At 57.2% G+C, this 18,641-nt stretch carries 13 protein-coding genes; 8 read left to right on the top strand and 5 right to left on the bottom strand.

Annotation, left to right across the window (positions count from 1 at the left end):
• Window positions 1-209: 209 nt before the first annotated feature.
• Window positions 210-833 (bottom strand): recombinase family protein, encoded by a 624-nt coding sequence (locus I6F38_RS41360; protein ID WP_225164426.1) that lies wholly within the window; start codon window positions 831-833, stop codon window positions 210-212.
• A gap of 335 nt (window positions 834-1,168) precedes the next feature.
• On the opposite strand from I6F38_RS41360, the gene I6F38_RS41355 reads away from it, so the two are divergent.
• Complete coding sequence (locus tag I6F38_RS41355; RefSeq protein ID WP_225164425.1) at window positions 1,169-4,021, top strand: TrlF family AAA-like ATPase; 2,853 nt, start codon at window positions 1,169-1,171, stop codon at window positions 4,019-4,021.
• A gap of 581 nt (window positions 4,022-4,602) precedes the next feature.
• Here the strand turns inward: I6F38_RS41355 and I6F38_RS41350 are convergent.
• The 3 genes from I6F38_RS41350 to I6F38_RS41340 form a co-directional block, all read right to left on the bottom strand.
• Window positions 4,603-6,279: an arylsulfatase gene (locus tag I6F38_RS41350; protein ID WP_225164424.1), complete on the bottom strand. Its 1,677-nt coding sequence runs from the start codon at window positions 6,277-6,279 to the stop codon at window positions 4,603-4,605.
• Entirely contained in the window at window positions 6,266-7,195 is a 930-nt protein-coding gene (locus tag I6F38_RS41345; protein WP_346657175.1) for a formylglycine-generating enzyme family protein, read from the bottom strand. Before I6F38_RS41345 ends, I6F38_RS41350 begins: the two co-directional genes overlap by 14 nt.
• An 841-nt stretch (window positions 7,196-8,036) precedes the next feature.
• Window positions 8,037-9,026, bottom strand: a complete 990-nt coding sequence (locus I6F38_RS41340) for a J domain-containing protein (RefSeq protein ID WP_225164422.1) — start codon at window positions 9,024-9,026, stop codon at window positions 8,037-8,039.
• Between the two features lie 339 nt (window positions 9,027-9,365).
• On the opposite strand from I6F38_RS41340, the gene I6F38_RS41335 reads away from it, so the two are divergent.
• Entirely contained in the window at window positions 9,366-9,599 is a 234-nt protein-coding gene (locus I6F38_RS41335) for a helix-turn-helix transcriptional regulator (protein ID WP_225164421.1), read from the top strand.
• A gap of 78 nt (window positions 9,600-9,677) precedes the next feature.
• On the opposite strand, the gene I6F38_RS41330 is transcribed toward I6F38_RS41335, so the two are convergent.
• The gene (locus I6F38_RS41330) at window positions 9,678-10,070 is read right to left on the bottom strand and encodes a hypothetical protein (protein ID WP_225164420.1); all 393 of its coding nucleotides are present in this window, start codon (window positions 10,068-10,070) and stop codon (window positions 9,678-9,680) included.
• A 325-nt stretch (window positions 10,071-10,395) separates the two neighbouring features.
• Between I6F38_RS41330 and I6F38_RS41325 the strand changes: the two genes are divergently transcribed.
• From I6F38_RS41325 to I6F38_RS41300, 6 genes are all read left to right on the top strand, one after another.
• Window positions 10,396-10,620 carry a hypothetical protein gene (locus I6F38_RS41325; protein WP_225164419.1) on the top strand — a complete coding sequence of 75 codons (225 nt, stop codon included), beginning with the start codon at window positions 10,396-10,398 and terminating at the stop codon, window positions 10,618-10,620.
• Window positions 10,613-10,867, top strand: a complete 255-nt coding sequence (locus I6F38_RS41320; RefSeq protein ID WP_346657174.1) for a hypothetical protein — start codon at window positions 10,613-10,615, stop codon at window positions 10,865-10,867. The genes I6F38_RS41325 and I6F38_RS41320 overlap by 8 nt, the downstream gene beginning before the upstream one ends.
• 1,127 nt (window positions 10,868-11,994) lie before the next feature.
• Complete coding sequence (locus tag I6F38_RS41315) at window positions 11,995-12,180, top strand: hypothetical protein (protein ID WP_225164417.1); 186 nt, start codon at window positions 11,995-11,997, stop codon at window positions 12,178-12,180.
• 1,405 nt (window positions 12,181-13,585) lie between these two features.
• Complete coding sequence (locus I6F38_RS41310) at window positions 13,586-14,332, top strand: Crp/Fnr family transcriptional regulator (protein WP_225164416.1); 747 nt, start codon at window positions 13,586-13,588, stop codon at window positions 14,330-14,332.
• 1,124 nt (window positions 14,333-15,456) lie between these two features.
• Window positions 15,457-15,600: a hypothetical protein gene (locus I6F38_RS41305; protein ID WP_225164415.1), complete on the top strand. Its 144-nt coding sequence runs from the start codon at window positions 15,457-15,459 to the stop codon at window positions 15,598-15,600.
• A gap of 627 nt (window positions 15,601-16,227) precedes the next feature.
• Entirely contained in the window at window positions 16,228-16,776 is a 549-nt protein-coding gene (locus I6F38_RS41300; protein ID WP_225164414.1) for a hypothetical protein, read from the top strand.
• Window positions 16,777-18,641 lie beyond the last annotated feature (1,865 nt).

Below are 18,641 nucleotides of genomic sequence, written 5' to 3'. Positions count from 1 at the left end.
TCAGTCACCTTCGCGCCCGGCACCAACGTCTCCTCGACAATCCGCGCCTTGTCGTCCTGCGACCAGCGCCGCCGCCGCTCCAGCCCGCCCAAAACCTCGACCCGCATCGCCTGATGACCTTAAAGCTAGACTTAAGGCTACACGCTTCGCGAATTACCTCGCGTCACGCAAGACGGCGCCCGTCGGATGCGTACGGCGCAAATTCACGCCTACCTGGTCAAATAGTTCTTTACCGTCTGCGGATAGAACTTTCGCCCAGTCACGGTTGTAACTCCCTCATCATTCAAGTGCCTCGCGATCTCGCTGTAAGAACGCCGCAATACATTCCCGTCCAGTTTTTCCACGAGTTGGGATGCAAATTCGTTAGCCGCCTTGCGATTCTTCGCGGCCAAATTCCTTCCATTTAAGCCAAGAATTTTGCCTCGACGCTTCGCTTCGGCCAATGCTGCTTTTGTTCGTTCGGAGATTAGTCTACGTTCCTCCTGCGCAAGAGCAGCAAATATGTGCAGCTGGAAATCGGTGGCGTTAGGCATCTCAGCGCAGACCAAGCCAATGCCCTGTTCAAGTATGTTGGCGATGAAGCTGACACGGCGAGAGAAGCGATCGAGCCGCGCAATGACGATCTTGGCGTTCTCTCGTTTGGCAAGCTGGATAGCTTTCTGAAGTTCGTTGCGCGAGTCGTCTCGCCCTGACTGAATGTCGTAAAATTCGGCGATCAGAGTGCCGCCGCCTGCAACGAAATCAGCAATCTTGCGCTGTTGGGCCGCCAATCCGAGCCCAGATTTCCCCTGGCGCTCAGTAGAAACTCGGAAGTATGCGATGAACTTTGTCACGGTATTGCGTCCAGTAATTTCCTGGATGCGTTCTTCGACGAAACTTTCAAATTAGACAACCGCCGTGGCCGATCGCCCAAGCGAATGCGTTGGCACGAGCAACACGATCTCAGACGCCCCAGGGCGTGCATGATATCCCGCCAATCCTGGTTGAAGGCCTTCGATCTTGGCTTGCGGCTTACTACCGCGTTTGGTCGCTACTAATCCTGACGCTGTCGAGACAGTTTATTGGTTACGCTCGCATTACGCCCGCATCACCGGAAGTTTGACAATTCACTCCACTTTTGGTTGTCATTGCCAGCAATCACCAAGCGTTGCCATTTTGGGGGGAGCTTATGACGTTCATAAAAGGACATCACCCAGGCGCTGTCTGGCGCAAGGCTGACCTGCAATGCCATTCCCCCCGTGACCAAGGTTGGACGCAACCGCCATCCTTGCCGGGCGGTACCCCCGAATTCGAGAAAGCGCGGGACGATTGGGCTGCTTTGTTCATTGCGGAGTGCCGCACCCGCAACCTTGAGCTGGTTTCAATTACCGATCACCACGACATGACATTCGTCCCCTACGTCGTGAAGGCTGCGGCCGGCGATAAGTTCACGCTGGTCATGCCAGGGGTGGAGGTCACCTGTAATGACAACACGCAATGCCTTGTTCTGTTCGATCCCGCCTGTCCTCCTGAAATCTGGACGCATTTTCTCGGAAAGCTGAAGGGCGTCACCCAAAGCCCGGCCAACGAATCTAAGGCAGCAAAGGCAGTAAATGCGGGCATCTCAATCAGTGACCTCTTCGAAGATGTCACCAGCGACAAGGCGCTTCGCGACGTCTGTATCATGCTCCCGCATTTCAGCGACCCTTCAGCGCACAAGAGCCTGAATGAGCCCGGCCATCATGATCGCTTCGCAACGATCCAGTGCGACGGCGTTTACATCGAAAAGCCATTCTCAGACCTCGAACGAGGAACTCAGGATAAAGCATATGGAAAGGTATCTGATTGGGGCACCCGCCGACGAGCAATCATTGCTACCGGCGATAACAAGATGCCCACCTGGGACCGGCTCGGCACCCACGAATGCTGGATAAAGCTCGGCGACGAGACCATCGAGGCGCTGCGACAAGCCTTGTTGGCCGACGAGGCCCGAATATCTCACGCCACACCCGTCATTCCCTCCGAGCGCATCGTTGAGTTGAGGGTTCTGTCGACCTTGACAGGCGAAGAGCTTTTCACCATGTCGTTCAACGATGGGTTCAACGTCATCATCGGCGGACGTGGCTCCGGCAAGAGCGCGCTTCTCGAATACCTGCGCTTCGGATTAGGCCGAACGCTGAAAGACCTTCCGCGGCGTGAGATAGACGTTTTCGACACCAGTTTCGATCGCGAGGCTCAACTCATCGACGATACCCTCGGCGATGATGGATACGTCGAGGTTATCATCGAGCGCGAGGGCGTTCGCGAGACTTGGCTCCGTACGTCCAAGGATCGCGACGTCATCACGGTCACAAACGAGGACGATAGCGAGACCGAATTCTCGATCGAGGACGCCCAGCAGCGCTTTCCTGCCCGCGCTTTCTCGCAGAAGGGCTTGTCGACCACCATGAACGACAGCGCCAACGCAGCCGAGCAGGTCACGGGCATTGCGGCAGCGGAGCAATTGGACAAGCGCCGCGATATCGACACTTCAATCGAGAGGGTCAAACGGCAGATCGGTACCACTCTTCGCAAACAGACCGCCTACTGGGAAATCCAGCTTGAGCGACGGCGAGCCCAGACGCGCATAGCCGACCTTAAACGACGAATTGCAGCCATCGCCGCTCGGTTGGAAAAGGAGGGCGTCAGCAGGGAGACCCTTGACGTTATCGCCAAGAAGGCGGTGTATGACCGGACTAAAAATTACCAAGGCCAGGTTAACCGAGCGCGGAACACCGACCGAGACCGCTTAACCGCTCTTCGGGAGAATTTCCTCAATATCAAAATCGCGTCGTTTCAGGGCGCGGAGGACTTTCCCGAAATTGCTGCCCTTGACGCCGCCGTTGCCGCAGCGCGCGACAACGTCCTCAGACATGTCCAAGCCGCGTTGGACGACATGCGTGTACTGGGGCAAGCGTACGTCGATTCACTTGCTGCTTTCACCAGCCGCGAGGACCAGTTCAGAATTCAACTAGACGCTGCAGTTCAAGCCCAGTCGGCGCACAAGCAATTGCTGGAGGACAGCGCCAAGCTATCCGCGGAGCTGAAAGAGGCTGAAGCCGAAGAACTTGAAATCGGGGAGCAGGAGGAAGCTACTAAAGACGCTCCTAAAAACTTTGCGGACTCTTGCGCTGAGCTAGATAAACTGTTGACCGAGCGGACCCGGGTTCTGACCGAAGCGGCGATGAAGGTCGAGGGCCAATCAGGAAAAATGCTCAAGGCGAGTCATCGCCGTGATCCGCGGCCTCGAGAGTATGTTGATGCCTTGATGAAGGTCATGGCGAGTGCCCGAGTCCACGACGTCGAGTCGAAGTGCGAGGATTGGATCAGAGAGTTGGCCAAACACGACGCGAACCCGACTTGGGCTGTTGTGCGCGCCTCCCTGTTGGTGCTCTTTAAGGCGAAGGTAATGGCCGGCTCTCCCACCGAGCCTAGCGACGACCATGCCAAGAAGCTAAAAGATCTAATTTTTTCACAGAGCAACCTAACGGACCAGCAGACCCATCGGGTTTACCAGAACCTAGACGACGATCGCTTGTCGGACATTTTTGCGGCCGTTCCGCGCGATTTCATTGTCATGAACTACGTTGACCAAGGCCGAGCGGTCGAGTTCGAAAAGGCCTCACCTGGACAACAGGCCTCTGCACTTCTTGAGCTTCTGCTGAACCAGTCAGCCGGCACCCTCATTATCGACCAGCCTGAGGACGACTTGGACAATCGGGTTATCATGCAAATCGTCAACCTCATCAGGAAGTCGAAAGACCGCCGCCAGTTACTCTTTACGACCCACAACCCGAACATTGTGGTCAACGGAGATGCCGATAAAGTCGTCGCCCTTAAATCTGGCGATACCGCGCAGACCGACGGGCGAATTCAGATCGATGTTGATGGCGCGATCGAGACGCCCGAAATTCGCAAAGTCATCACTCACATCATGGAGGGCGGCAAAGCGGCCTTCGACCTCCGGAACCGAAAATACAACTTCGAAACGATTGCAGACTGATGAAAGTCAAACTCATCGGCCCGAACGATAAGTCAAGAAGGAGGAAGCCGACCTTTGAACAATCGGCCTCGAGCACTAAATCGGCCAGTTCTACTCCCGTCACAAAGGGAGAGACTTGGTCAGTTGATTGGTAGGTAGTCGGAGAAAGTCACCCAGCTTAAAACATAAGCCAGCGTTTATGTTTGACGGCCCCTCAAAGGGAGCACAATTCGGTAGCGTCCGCTCAGCTCGTCGTGCCGAACGACAGAGGTCTCCAGACCAGACGGACGGCGAGGATGAAAACGACGTTTGGCCTTTGCGGCTGCATGCGGCTAACGGCGTATTCCCGCAGTCATGGCAAGACGCGATGCAAATAGAAGACCGGATAAATTCCTGCGCACTGCCATCGTACACCTCGGTTGTGCAATGGAACGGTAGAGCACCCGCCGTCAGAGTACTCTATGCACCAGTGAAGGTTTGATCTGGCATTGCCGGGTGGGGTCATAAGCAATCATCAGCCTCGCCACGCCGAAGAGACAGTTTCCCCGTGCTGCGCGGGGCGGCCTCTTAGGCCGCCCGCCATGCTGGATCATGAATACAGGTTATTTTGCCATTGCGGTCCTGGCGGCCTCGATTTTCGCCTTCACGGAATCGAGGTTGAAGCTCGCGCCCTTCTGCATCGGCGGAAACTCGACCGCCGTCATGGCCAGCTTCTCGACCTCCTGTTGAACGAACACGAAGCGCCAGAACTCATATTTGAACCAGTCGAAGTACTGTTGCGCGCCATGTTTGGTCCCGCTATCAGGCCAGCCCGTTCGCTCGAACGGATCCAGGCGAAGGTTGGTCAGGTAGGGCACGTCAACCTTGCTTTTTTCGCCCAGCCAGCCCCCCGGTTGGTCGATGAAACGATACTTGTAGTCGTCGATGCGCACAGCCCCGAGTTCGCTCTCGCCGAAGTACCAGATTTCGTGCCGGTTCGACGGCCCCTTGCCGGTAATCATGTCGATCTGATTATAGCCGTCCAGATGGCACTTGTAGGTACGGTCCCCGATCTGCTTGCCCTTCTTCAGTTCCTCGACAATGTTCGGGTTGCCGGCAGCCGCCAGCAAGGTCGGGAACCAGTCCAGCCCGGAGATGATGCCGTTCTCGACCTTGCCGGCCGGCACCTTGCCCGGCCAGCGGATCATCGCGGGCGCGCGAAAGCCGCCTTCCATGACCGTACCTTTGCTTTGAGCGAACGGTGTCTGTCCGCCATCCGGCCAAGTGAAGACCTCGGTGCCGTTATCGGTGGTGAAGATGACAATGGTGTTGTCATCCACGCCCATGTCCTTGAGCTTTTGCATGACCAAGCCGACATCGTCGTCAAGCTGTGCCATGCCGGCTTCATGAATCGACCAGCCGTTCTTGGAGTTGCGCATTGCCTGATACTTTGGCGACAAGTGCGTGACGATGTGCATGCGAGTCGGATTGAGCCACAAGAAGAACGGCTTGTTGTCGGCCTTGGCCTTTTCAATGAAACTCAACGCAAAGTCTCGAATTTCATCGTCCACGGTTTCCATCCGCTTGGGATAGAGCGTTCCGGCGTCCTCAATTCTTTGCTTGCCGACCTTGCCCCAGCGCGGATCCACGGTGGCATCGTCCACATTGGTCGCCCACGAATGGATCATGTTGCGCGGGCCGACCTGGTTCAACAGCTCCTGCGGATAGGCAGGGTGAGCCGGATCTTCCATCGCGTCGAGATGATACAAATAGCCGAAGAACTCGTCGAAGCCGTGCACCGTCGGCAGAAACTCGTTCTTGTCGCCAAGGTGGTTCTTGCCGAATTGGCCGGTGGCATAGCCCATGCCTTTGAGCGCGGTGGCAATGGTCACCGCCTCCGCCGGCAAGCCTGTGGGGGCGCCGGCCTGGCCGACCGTTGTCATGCCGGTGCGGATCGGTAGCTCGCCGGTGATGAAGTTGGCGCGGCCTGCGGTGCAACTCGCCTCGGCGTAGTAATCGGTAAATAGCATGCCTTCTGCGGCGATCTTGTCCAGGTTCGGCGTCCGGCCGGCCATCATGCCGCGATGGTAAGCACCGATATTCCAAATGCCGATATCGTCCCCCATGATGACGACGATGTTGGGCCGCTGGCCACTCGGTGCCTGCTGCGCCTGAGCCAGTGCCTTTTCGACCGATGCGGCGGCGCCCAATGCGGACGCGGCAGCCAGGCTTGTCGTCGCGAGCAATACGTTGCGACGGCTCATGTCGCGCGCAGTGTTATCCTTCTCATCGCTCATCATTTATTCCCTTTCTTATGACGCATCGAAAACCAACGTGGCTCGTGGACGTATCCACCGCTTCCGCATGGCGCGCAGCCGGACGATAGCGACGGCAGTAGTTCGGCGCGCAGAGATGCGAGCCGCCTTTGAGAACCTTGCGGGGAATTTTGATCCTGGGCAGAGACGGGTCGTGGCTGTCTTGCTCACGCCCGCCGCGTGGATTGTCCGGAATGCAACACGCCTTGGCCGCATCGGGCTCATGTCTGGTGGACCACCAATCTGCGGTCCACTCCCAGACGTTACCGATCATGTCATGGAGACCGTAGCCATTTACCGGGAACGCCATCACCGGCGAGGTGCGCGCGTGACCATCGCTGCTGAGATTTTCGTACGGAAAAGCGCCTTGCCAGGTATTCGCCATTGGCCTGCCGCCGGGCATGAGCTCGTCGCCCCAGGCGAACTCGGCGTCGTCGAAGCCGCCCCGCGCGGCAAACTCCCATTCAGCTTCGGTCGGCAAGTCCTTGCCAGCCCATGTCGCATAGGCCTCAGCATCGCGATAGGCGACGTGGACCACGGGATGATCGTCGAGGCCACTGATCGAACTGCGGGGGCCATATGGCCGGCGCCAGTTGGCGCCAAATTTGAAATTCCACCATTGCGACCAGTCGCGCAAATCGACCGGACGCTTCGGCGGCGTGAAAACCAGTGAGCCCGCCTTGAGCATACGTGGCAGCGCACCCGGATAATCCCTGGGGTCAGGCCGCGTCTCCGCTGACGTCACGTAGCCTGTTGCATTGACGAACTTGCGAAATTCGCGATTGGTGACCGGCGTCCGGTCCATCCAGAAGCCGCTCACCGAGACGCGATGGACCGGCGCCTCTTCGGCATAGTGCCTGTCGGAGCCCATGCGGAACGTGCCGCCCGGAATCCAGACCATACCCCTCGCACTGGGCCCGTCCGACAAAGGTACGCCTGCCGCAACGCCAACGTCGTGCATGGGCCACTCGCAGAACAAAGTTTCAAAGTTACGAGCGCCGCCCCAAGAATCTCTCGGCAGTTTTCTAGCTGCCGGAGAGGAGCGCGGCTAAACATCTTAGTCAGTCAACATGACAACCGAACATCTGAAGCGATGGCACGTTTGCAGCGGCGCAACCTTCTCTTATTGATCTAGAGCAATCGAGCCAGCGGCCGTTGCTTGTCGAGAGTTTCCCGACACTTATGAAAAACCGCGGAGTCTGGCAGCTTAGACACAACCTTTACAATATAACGTCGGTCGGGCGCAAGTACGACGATTTCGCATGGACGCACGGCGGCGTCAGCTTATCTTTCCGAATTTCTACCTCGCCGGAGCAATGGCGGGATCGCGAGAGTCGGGGATCGGCGATGCGGTACCTTAAACCGAGTTTGGGACGCAGATTTTCTTCGCAGTGGCCTTTGAGTATTGGGGCGCTTGCCGCTCTGCTGGCGCTTTCCAGCCAAGCGGCTCGCGCCGATGAAAATGGCATCAGCTTTTGGCACAAGCCCCAGATTCACGAAATAGCCGCACAGTGCACGGCACCGGTGCCGTGCTGAAGGTTCAATCCGGCGCGGGGGGTAGCACCGCAAGCAGGCGATGGACGCTCCGCGAGCGTGCGGATATGTCTGAGGTAGGTTACGAGCTGCCGAGACTAACCGAACCGGGCATTCCGGTGTACTTCGAAGAGCCGACGTTTCTGGGTCAGGCCGTCATTCCAGGCACATCGGTCTGGCCTTCTGTTGGGCTCGCCCGAACAGACCGATTAGCTGAAGCCATGCTCGTTGCGAATTGCATCATACGCGGCGTTAACGCGTTGAGCCTCGGCTTCGGCAACTTCGCGGATCGACTTGCTGCGGTCGGCCACTGTGTCGGGATGGCACTTGACTATTGCAAGCCTGTAGGCCGCTTTAATCTCGCTTATCGTCGCTTGCCGCGAGACGTTTAGAATAGCGTAGGGATCGTCGACCTCTTGGTTTTGATTCTCGATTCTATTCTGATCCCCTGCTTCTGATCCGAAAGAATCGTCAGGGTCGTCTACATCGAGATCTGCAACGTCGCTCTCGCGCTCATCAATGATTCGATGCCGACGTTTAGCGACCGCGAGGGTCGTTAAGCCGAGTACCCATCCAAAGATAGAGCCCAACTCAACGTGACGCCCTATGAGCTGCGGAAACGGATTCCAGACAAGCAAGTCGGAGCCAGCGCCGTAGTAGACATAAGTGACGAGAACAGTGGAGGAGGCGACGAAACCAACGAATGCAGCGATGAACGCAAGGCGGTAGGCCCGACCTCGTCTCCAAGATCGCATGGCCAAACGGCGTGCATGGTCGCCGCGATGTTCGGGATGCTGCGTCATTTCGACTTGAGCAACCACAGCAGCAAGCGACGACCTGGCATTAGTGAGAGCTTGGTTCAACTCCTGACCTCGGCGGGATCTCATCTCGAAGCGATCTTCTGCTTTAAGGTAGCGTACGCCCTCCCTGGCGCCGGCATTCTTGAGCCCGGCAATCTCATCGAGGAGTGATCTCTTCGCATTTTCGAGATCGCGCATCGCCGCGGCAATTTGAGCCTCGTCTATAAGCTCGGAAGCGGGCGGGCCTCGCCAGCCCGAAAGCATCAGGAGAAATCCGAGGAAGATCGGAAAGGCGTAGAAACTGAAGGAGAAGATATACGGCAGCGAATATGCGAGCCCTAATATGACGATAGTGGCAATCGTACAGCCCAGCGGCTCTCGGGGTGGTTTCTTCGCCATGATTCACCGAGTGAAGACCATAGCGAGGAGAAGTAGAGCGATTACAGGCAATGCAAGAACGTAGAAGACGGCGCTGATGACATAAGTCATCAAGGGACTTCGGGCGACCCGCGTGTCCGTCACAACCTTGGCAAAGCCGCCAGTCGGAAATGTGTAAAGAAACCACTGAACGACCACTCCGGGAAGCAACAGCCATTTACAGGCACGATCGAACTCCAACCGCGGCTTGTTCTCTCGCGTCCAAATTCCCTGTGGCATAAGGCAATTCCCTAATTAAAGCTTCCATTTTGTCGATTTAAAGCGGTGGGTCAATAAGCAGCAGCCTGATCATTTTGGCCCATGGATTGGCGCCAGGTGGTTGCGGCTAACTTGCGGAGGATCAGGCGAGAACGAGGATTCTCGCAGGAATCGCTGGCTTTTGAGGCCGACATCAATCGCACCTACATCAGTAAACTGGAGAAAGGAGCGACTTGGGCCGGTCTGGAGATTCTGGTGAAGCTGTCGACCGTGCTTCAGGTTGAGCCGGCCGACTTCCTTCAACGGCCTGCCAAGAAGTCGGGCCGAAAGAGCTAGCCGAACCACCGCCGAAACGGCGCCGCTGCCTCGTGTAAACGAGACAGAGCACCTGTCGTTAGACAGTGTCGGGCTGAATTAGCCTCGGCCCGCTTTCTTATCCTTCGCCGTCTTAAAGTTCGAGCGCACTGCGTTGGCGCAGGCCGAGAGTGCCTCGTCCAGGCCGCCGGCGACCGTGATCGTCTTGATGTGATCAAGCTGCTCGACGAGATCGTCAAACGTCGACGCCTTCAGAGTGCTCTTGCCCTTCTCCAGCTCCAACGGCTGCTTTCCATATCGGAGCTGGAAGAAGATTGCGCCCGCACCATCGACCCAGAACTGTTCGCGGGAGATGCGCTTTCCTTCCCTGAACAGTCCGATCTTGGTGATCTGTTGCTCGATGCTGGCGGTGAACTTGTTGCGGCGCTGAAGAACCGGCGTGTTCGCGGTCGGCTTCTGAACGGAAACCAGAGAGATCGTAGCTCGTGCCATGATGGGCTCCTTCGTTGTTGATGGAGCCGCCGTCTTCTAAATTCGGTACCTGGGCAACAGACGATGTGGTTCGAATATCTCACTCGGACTATCAGCTTGTATTGTGCGAACTTTCTTCCATCGGCAGGCAGTCTCCGCAATTGAAGCACTCGAAGAGGAACCGTTCGCGGCACTCTTCGTCGGTGTCATGCTTCACGGTCGCCATTCCTCTTCCGCAGGCCGGTGGCCATTTAGGGGCTCCTCTGATCTTGAAAGCTCCTCCGAAGAGCAAGGGCGGTTTTGCCGATGGAGGAACGCTGACTGGCTTCGATTGTTAGGAGGCATTATGACGCCTCCCGTCACCGTTCATTTCACCTGCATCGGCTGCGGCATCGTCTACTCAGCGAGCCAGGAACGCAGCGCAACCCATACCAATGCATCCGGCACCTTCAATTGCTGGCAGTGCGGAAAGCTTGTTCATCACTGGGTTGGGATTTACGACTATAATGGATGGAGAATCACCCACGTGCTGCCCAAGCAACCCAAGGTGAGAATTGAAAGACGTGGGTGATCGCCCCTACTCCGACGCCGAGAAAGCCGCACGCCGGATCATGGAGCACGCCCGCGCCTTCGAGCCGATTCAGGATGGCCGGATCTACATCGAGAAGATCAACTATCCGATGCTCTACCAGGACAAGGCGACGCCGGCTGAGTATTGGGCTGGGCTACAGCACGCGATCGGCAAAGGCTGGCTCGAGTACCACGAGAGCGGGACGTTCGTGAGGATGCTTCAGCCAGGCAAAGACCTGTTCGCCTGACCAAGAGCTACTGGGCCTATCGCCTCTGCCGTTCTGACATGACATACCAATATGCGGTCCCAACCGCGGCCGCCGCGCTGAGCACCCCCACGATCGCGACGACTCCTTCCACCAGCTCCATGCGGGTCTCGCTATCCCAAAGAAACGGCCTCAGCGACGGGCCAGCTAAATTGACGATGAGCGCGATCTTGCAGCCAAGAGCAGCATCCGGCCTTCGTCCGTCAGCACCATAGGGATACTGGCTTTCCCTCTAGCGCGGCGCGGCCCATCGGCAATTAATCCTTCCCTGAACATGCGCCAGATCGCCTTGCTACCGGCAGGACCGGTGACGGTATAGGCCGGGAACATTCCTCATGACCTCGCCCTGTTCGGCTGCTTCTAGCGCCCTCAGTTGCGCAGCGTTAAGTTTTCTAAAACTTCCCAATGTCGCAGTCCCCCTGCAATGGGAAACTCTACCAAACCGGATTTGGCGATTTCAGGGAGAATGTCTTCATTCCGGCTGCGGCCTTTTGGCTAAGGCGCTGTACTGTCCCCGCCATGTTCACAAGTGAACAAACCCGCCCGCTATGCGTTATGAAGCATCACCGGCCAAGGCTCTGCCCTAGGCGTCGGTGGCTGAGAGACCGAGCGCGCTCCCGCCTGCATCAAGCGAGGGGAGCAACCATGGCTGATGATCGCGCCGTCTATAATGCCGATACTACGTTGCATGCAAAGCTCGCCGCCCGATCGCGGGAGACCGTGAGGCAGTCGGAAAAAATCCTCAAGGACAGCCCGCCGCCGGATAGTTCATCGGCCGCAAGACGCACGAGCCTTTCCCGCAAGAGGAAAGCAGCTACGGCAAGGCAATTCTGCGTGACGGAACCGGGTTAACCTAAGACAGGGCGAAGCGGCTTAACTATGCCATAGTGCATTATGGTCGACCCGCTATTTGCCCGCGCTCAGCTTGCTATCGAAGAAGGCGCGCGCCTACGCGCTCAGCGTCGCGGTCTAGCCGACGCACTTGATGAACGAAACATCGAGCTGCGCCGCGCGATTTACGACAGTGCGAGCGCACGGATGGAACGGAAGGCACATCGAGACAACAAAGAGCAAGGCCGGCAACTGAGCCCTGCTCTAGGAGCGACGAAATGAAAGTCAGCGATCTGGTGCGCAGGCTCCACGCTCTCGCCGATCAGAACGCGACTGTGGTTATCGGCGAAGGCACCAAGCCGGATACTTGGCTCATTGTGTCGGGTGTGGTGCCTCGCCAAATCTCCCGTGTCAGCCGCGACCATGCTGAGCCGGGAATTGAGGCGGCCGTCGAGATAGTTTGAAGCCGCTTGGTCTGGCTCACGATCTCAAAGAAATGGCCCCCGCGAGGGGGAATCTCGCTGGCCGACCGAATACTGGGCCGGCGTGCATTACGCCAAAGATCAGGGCTGGCTCGAGTATCAGGAGAGCGGGACGTTCGTTATGGGCTCCAGCGAGGGGTCAAAATGAAAAGGGGCCGTGTCGCGAAACGGCCCCTCTGCCGGAATTTGAAAATTGCTTCGGAATGAAATCTAGCCCCGGCAAGAGCAAAATTAGCGCCCAATGCCGTAGAGGTGGATTCCGTAGAATTCCGGTGACGACATGTCGCTCAAGGAAACGGCCCCAGCGTCAAACTGGGGCCGAGCAGCAGTACCTCAAAACCACCAGACCAAAGGTCCAGCCAATCACGTCCGAGAAACTCAGACTGTCCTAATTTGTTCCTGAGGGCGTCGTAGCTGGGACAGCCGGAGCCAAGCAGATGTTCTGGCTTATTTTCCATTGGACGCGAATGCGCCATCACGCGCGACCGTGCCCGCTATGGCTTGGACCAGGCGCGAGCGAACAGTTTTCCAAAGCCGTCAGCATCGGCCATGCCCCCTCAACTGACTAAGTCAAAACCGGTTCCCTGGCCACCATGAAGAGCCGCCCGCTTAGCCTGGTAAAAAAGGCCCCAGCGAGGGGGTACACGCTGAGGCCAAGGCGGTTGGATCAATCCATGAGATGACAGGCTCAGCTAAACAGAGCGCCGACGCTTACGATGAGCACTACGCCATCAAGCTGTACTCGACGCCGTCGTGGTGGCTGAGCCTGAACATACAGGGAGCTTGCGTCACGACCTTAATGTCCGCATTAAAGTAGGCATGTCAGTGATAGCGCCCTAATTTGCGGTTCCAGGCTTAACTTAAGCGAGGATTGTTGAAACGATTGAGGCTCGCAGAAGTCCGCCGCCACCGCCTGTCCTGAAAGAAACGGCCCCAGCATCCTTGGAGGTGATGCTGAGGCCATTGCTCATTTCCAGCCTTGCCGAGCCGCCGATGCAATAACTAGGCGCCCCTCTGGGCTCTAAGTAAATTGTCCTTAATGGAAACCGACATGCCCAGTAGGGAATGATCGAATCAAAGCGTGAGTCAGTCAATTAACTTGGGTGAATCAAAGGTAGTCCCACTAGAACCGCGCCGGTCGCCCCCTGTTCCAAAAAGGCCCCAGCGAGGGGACTGGCTGGGCCTAGGCTGATTGCCGAACCGCTGGTTACAGCGAGATATCCTACCTTTCTCGCAGTGCGAACGCGCAACTAGATGGTTCATCAGAGCGGGGAACTTAGTTCCCTTTCCCGCGTTGCTTGTGCATCATCGGCCAAGGCCTTTTCTGTGGGCGCTGGTGACTGAGAGACACTCTCGTGCTCCCGCCTGCAAAGGGAGGGAGTGTCCGATGCCGCACCGCAAGCTGATCGCGCGTTTGCTGTCCGTCGTTGAGTTGTCCGAGCAGGATAAGGTCCGGCTCGAACAGCTGCCTCATATCATCAAAACGTTTGGAGACGGCGACCGCATCGCACGGCAAGGCGACGTGCCCGTGCATTGTGCCGTCGTGATGACTGGATTGCTGTCGCGTCGAAGGGTTGTTTCCGAACGCAATCAAATATCGTCCATCTACGTACCAGGGGACATACCTGACCTCCACACGCTGCATCTGCCCGTTTTGGATCACGATCTGCGCAGCGAGGGGACGTCGACTGTGGCCTTCATATCCCATTCGCACCTCCGGCGGATGTTGAGGGAATCTCCGGGGCTTACAAACGCATTTTGGCGAGAGACCCTTATCCATGCAGCGATCTACCGAGAATGGGTCGAAAACCTGGGTTCAAGGGCGGCGCTGCCAAGAATCGCGCATCTGTTCTGCGAGCTTGCCACCCGTTTTGAGATGGTGGGCTTGCTCGACAACGACACCTTCCGTCTTCCTTTAACGCAGCAAGACCTTGCGGATGCCTGTGGCCTCTCAACCGTCCATGTCAATCGCACAGTTCAGGAACTGAGAAAGATGGGATTGCTCGATTGGCGCGGACAAATCGCCTACGTGCTTCGGCGCGAGGAGCTTGAGACAGTGGCCGAGTTCAGCGCCGATTATCTCCATGCGCTAAAAGTCCCAAGTCCGCACGGGATCATAACGGCAGCCGAGTGAAGTTGAACGCCTGCATTTCGCCGAGACCGGCGAAGCAAATCACCCGAGGGACGAACCGAAAGGACCGGAGTTCGGTTTGCTACCTTCTCGCGTCTCTGCCCGAGCCCCGTGAGTAGCGTTCCCGGCGCTTGTGAAAACGTCCAGTGCCGGCATCGCTGGTTCGATCCCAGACAGCGTATGATCTGGGCCCGCTCGTCATCGGTGCTGTTGAGCCGAAATGACCAGGCGGAAAAGCGGCTGCGAAACCTAGTCGGAGGGCGGGCCCATCGTGCTTTCTGACGGATTTGACTCATCGTTCTCTTTTCGTTCAGGTGCTGGCCTGTTTCCTTCCCTAGGGGCCTACTTTGGAATTTCGAGTGGCCTAGTTTGGGTTTAACCCTATCGCAACCAAGGGTTAGACGGTATTCTCGGTAGGACTACTGAGACGCCCATTGGATGTTCTGGCCCCATCATTTTTCCATGGTGCGTCATTCGTTCTTGACCCAAGTCAACGAGCGGAACAGCGCAAAGGCCAGCCTTCGGGGATGACACGGGATAGGCTCATTACCGTCGCTGCGTGCGTCTCAGCTGCGCTTGCCGTGCTGGCCTTGGTTGCCCTGCTGGTGGCATAGCTGACGCCCCGTGGTTTTCTGGGGGGAGCGGAGTTTCGCATAGCAACCTTTTGTTCTGCTAGCGCATAGTATGCCATCACCGGCCGAGGCTCTGTCCATTAGGCGTCGGTGGCTGAGAGACCGAGCGCTCCCGCCTATTGCAAGAGCGGAGCGCCAGATGTGCAAGCAGTGTGACGACCTTCAGGTAGAGATCGACATGTTCCGTCGCGCCCTAGGGCAGCGCTTCGATCCACTGACGACGGATCGCCTAAAGGCCGGGCTGGCTGAAATAGAAGAGAGGAAGGCCGTGCTACACCCCGAGACGAAGTAAGGCCGCCTCAGTTGGCGGCCTCTCCGTTTATGATCTCAATCCAGCGGCGCAAGCTCGTTTCAAATCCCTCACGCACTTCTGCTTCCGAATTAGCCGTCACGCCAAACGAGAGCGCCGCGCCCCTCGCGGTGGTTGCGATCCATCCTCCGCAGGCTCGCGGTTGAATCTCAGGCACAATCCCCAGGAAGTTTCAGAGCGAACCAATGCCCACCCTCGAATTCCTCCGTTCGGCGATCGAGCGCATGCGCGTGCAGGTCAGCCGCCAGCGCAAGGAAATTCTCCAGCTCCAGAGAGCCGGCATCCCGACCAGCTCAGCCGAAGCGCTGCTCCAGCGGAAAGAGTTCTGACACTTGGCCGAGCAAGAGTTGATCAACGAGGATAAAGGCTCTCCACTTCGTACCCCCGACCGAAGCCAAGTAGGCCTGGATAGCGATCTCTTTCTACTATTCAAGTCATCCACCAAACCAGTCGTGAGCTGGCAGCCCCACTTACTGATTCCAATCGGCATTCGCTCTCCGAAGTGTACGAATGTTGGGCTCATGCGCGGCATGCCGGCCCGTGGCATGATGCGGCATCTCAACCCTCAACCGTTTGGCCGCACCGCGCGACGAAACGCGGTTGTCTCGATCCAGAGCCTTCAGGCCCGAAGATCCACGCGATGGGCGAAAGGTTGACGCAAATCCGTCCTGCCATTTTCTTCAATACCGACTCGGCGAGTACCGCGAGGAGTTGTACCGAAGCGGAAGTTATTCATTAGGTTTTGGAATGGAAACGGCGTAGTGTGTTGGCTTGGTCGAGCGGATTGCTTGTCCGAGAGCTGCCCCCAAAACGGCGATGCACCGAAGTCTCCGCTTCCAATAAATGGCAGCCCAGTGCCGTCGGTGAGCACACATCATCCTGAAAATTGATATTCGATTGCATCACGATGCGCTCAGGCAGTTCCTGCGTGCGTTCGAAAGCAGGAAAAGAATACCATGAAAATGAGCATTGCAGTTGTTCTTAGCGCTTTGTCGCTTGGAGAGAAAAAGTTGGCGAGGTACGGTCACGTCGCCACTACCACGTGGCTCGGCCGTTCCGCTCTCATCAAAGTAGCGCACATCCTTGAAAGGATCGGACTTGCCATGGTTGGGGGCGCTGGCGGCCTATACGTGGCCGTAGGACTGATGCGCATGGAAAGCGAGTTGTTTCGAACTGAATGGATGGTCTTGTCGATGATGCTTTACGGAGCCCTTGGCTTCTATTTGGGCATCGATCTGCCTAGCCGTCTTGCGCAGACAGTAAAATTCACACGACCGGGAGAATGGAGCTTCGACGCCGATGCGGCGGCGATGGCCAGCGCGACCGGAACTTTCTTTGCCTCGATCGCAGTGTTTCTGTTCGTTGGCATCATTGTCCTTGACCACACCGTGCGGGATGGATTCAGCGTTCTGGTGGGATGCTGTTGGGCGATTGGTACTATGCTTCAAATTGCCGCCGGCGCCATCGGCCGCAGCAACGTCATTGTCGAGGATGGTAGCGAGTAAAGTGCGATATTGCGCTTCTCAGTTGGTCGCCGCGTTCATCTAGAGAGAACCGACAGTCTAGGGTTAAGTCTCCTAACTTGAATTGCTAGGCGCGAAGTTAGCCTTGGATGAGATATCAACTTGGGGGACCAAGATGTGGGTAAAGATAAATCAATGTCCCTTTGGACGCCCGAGAAGCTGGGCGAAAAAGCCAAGGCAGACGCTGAGAACGACAACTACAGTCCACCACATTCCTGGTGGCCCGGCCGATACAGCGTTGGTACCGAAGCCCGCGACAGGTACGATAGAGCTTTTAATCTTCATCACAGCGACAAGGACGAGTATTAGGCCGTGGATCAGACGGCGCGTGGTGATCCGATCCAGACATCCGGACCCGACCGGACCGGACCGGCTCTAACGATAGGTCTGGAAAGGTTCGTCTTTCGTGATCCGGTCCTGTGGCGTTGGGGTGCTGGCCTGTTTATCCCCCTAATGGCCTAATCTGAGCTCGGGAGTGGCCTGTTGGGACATTGCGCAATAATACCGAGCCATTCGTTCCGCGAGCTGCGACAAAAGGCCTGAAATAAACAGCTCGCTATTCCCTTCAGACAGGCACACAGTGAGCCCATCACCGCCCGAACCGTGGCTTATATCGGTGATGAGAACGCCCGATCGCGCTCCCGCCTTCCTCTAACGGAACGGAGTGCGCCATGTCCATGAAGCGACATCTCATACCCACTCAATCACTTGAACAGCGTCTTGGTATCCAGGCAGAGCGGCTCCGTAAGCAGGCCCGGGGAACTCCCCCCGGCGTCGAGCGTCAGCGCCTAATCCGCAGGGCTAGGCTGGCCGAAACCGGCTCACAATTGAGCGACTGGCTGCGGTCGCCGGGTTTGCGAGCGCCGACATGAGGGGCCGCTACCGTTTCCATGCGGAAAGCGGCGCAAGCAGAATAGTCAATTTTCGTAGGCGATGGGCAAACAAGACCGATACGGCAATCAAGGCGGTCCTGAATTACTTCTGGCGTAGACAGACCGACAGAGGTTCCGCTGCCATACAGAAGGACAGGCTCCGCAAGTAAAGAGGTCATCGAACCCGAAAAGTGCAATATCCGAGATTTTGTTCGTACCCTCTCGGGGCTAGAGGAAACGCCGTCCGTATTTATTTCAAACGGGCGGCGTAACTTTGTCTGGGCTGCCCAGTGTTGTCCCGGAATCGCGTCGGGTCGTCGTCTTCCGCTGTGCCCAGTTGGCGGCCTCTTTCATTCATTGACGCGATGCCACGTCGCGTATTGGGCCCTTAACCGACCCTCCCCAATTCCACCAGCGAGTCCGCTTTGGAGGACAGACCGGACCACGCTTCAAAGACCAACCTGCTCGCGGATAGACCCAAGACACTATCAGCGCTCGACCGCAGCATTAATTTTGCTCCCACTTTAGCCGACCCACCACACCAGAATTCTAAATACCTCCGTTGGGGCTGATCTGACATCAGCCGACCACCCAATTCGCAACGAAACGGAGATATGATGGCTAGTAAGCCGCCTCGCTGGCATGATCCAGCATCAACAAATCCAGAATCCCTAAACACCGAAGATCGCCGCATCTGCAATTACCCGTCACACCTTCGTGGGATGGCGACGAACCGGTATGGCGGCAATAACCTCCAACGCGAACTCGGACTGCGAGGTGGGAAGTATGGAGCCGCAGGACCAGCTCGCGTCTATACCGAAGAGCAACGTAGGCAATATGAGGCTGACCGTACGCACACGACGAGGGCCGCCCGATCGAAGCATGCGCGCGGGTCTCGAGAGCGCTATGATGGCGTTGGGTGAAGATCAGGCGGCCCGCTGATCGGAGGGCTCTGCAGCCTGGCGCACAAGCTTC

Origin of the sequence: Bradyrhizobium sp. BRP56 (genome assembly GCF_020194035.1) — a bacterium.
GTDB classification, from domain to species: domain Bacteria; phylum Pseudomonadota; class Alphaproteobacteria; order Rhizobiales; family Xanthobacteraceae; genus Bradyrhizobium; species Bradyrhizobium australafricanum.
This window is presented reverse-complemented; position numbering and strand designations above follow the sequence as displayed.

What these genes read in the sequence shown, in the direction of transcription:
- I6F38_RS41355 (WP_225164425.1), top strand. Translation starts at nt 1,169, where the DNA reads ATGACGTTCATAAAAGGACATCACCCAGGCGCTGTCTGGCGCAAGGCT.
- I6F38_RS41350 (WP_225164424.1), bottom strand. Translation starts at nt 6,279, where the DNA reads ATGATGAGCGATGAGAAGGATAACACTGCGCGCGACATGAGCCGTCGC.
- I6F38_RS41345 (WP_346657175.1), bottom strand. Translation starts at nt 7,195, where the DNA reads ATGGTCTGGATTCCGGGCGGCACGTTCCGCATGGGCTCCGACAGGCAC.
- I6F38_RS41340 (WP_225164422.1), bottom strand. Translation starts at nt 9,026, where the DNA reads ATGGCGAAGAAACCACCCCGAGAGCCGCTGGGCTGTACGATTGCCACT.
- I6F38_RS41335 (WP_225164421.1), top strand. Translation starts at nt 9,366, where the DNA reads ATGGATTGGCGCCAGGTGGTTGCGGCTAACTTGCGGAGGATCAGGCGA.
- I6F38_RS41330 (WP_225164420.1), bottom strand. Translation starts at nt 10,070, where the DNA reads ATGGCACGAGCTACGATCTCTCTGGTTTCCGTTCAGAAGCCGACCGCG.
- I6F38_RS41325 (WP_225164419.1), top strand. Translation starts at nt 10,396, where the DNA reads ATGACGCCTCCCGTCACCGTTCATTTCACCTGCATCGGCTGCGGCATC.
- I6F38_RS41315 (WP_225164417.1), top strand. Translation starts at nt 11,995, where the DNA reads ATGAAAGTCAGCGATCTGGTGCGCAGGCTCCACGCTCTCGCCGATCAG.
- I6F38_RS41310 (WP_225164416.1), top strand. Translation starts at nt 13,586, where the DNA reads ATGCCGCACCGCAAGCTGATCGCGCGTTTGCTGTCCGTCGTTGAGTTG.
- I6F38_RS41305 (WP_225164415.1), top strand. Translation starts at nt 15,457, where the DNA reads ATGCCCACCCTCGAATTCCTCCGTTCGGCGATCGAGCGCATGCGCGTG.
- I6F38_RS41300 (WP_225164414.1), top strand. Translation starts at nt 16,228, where the DNA reads ATGAAAATGAGCATTGCAGTTGTTCTTAGCGCTTTGTCGCTTGGAGAG.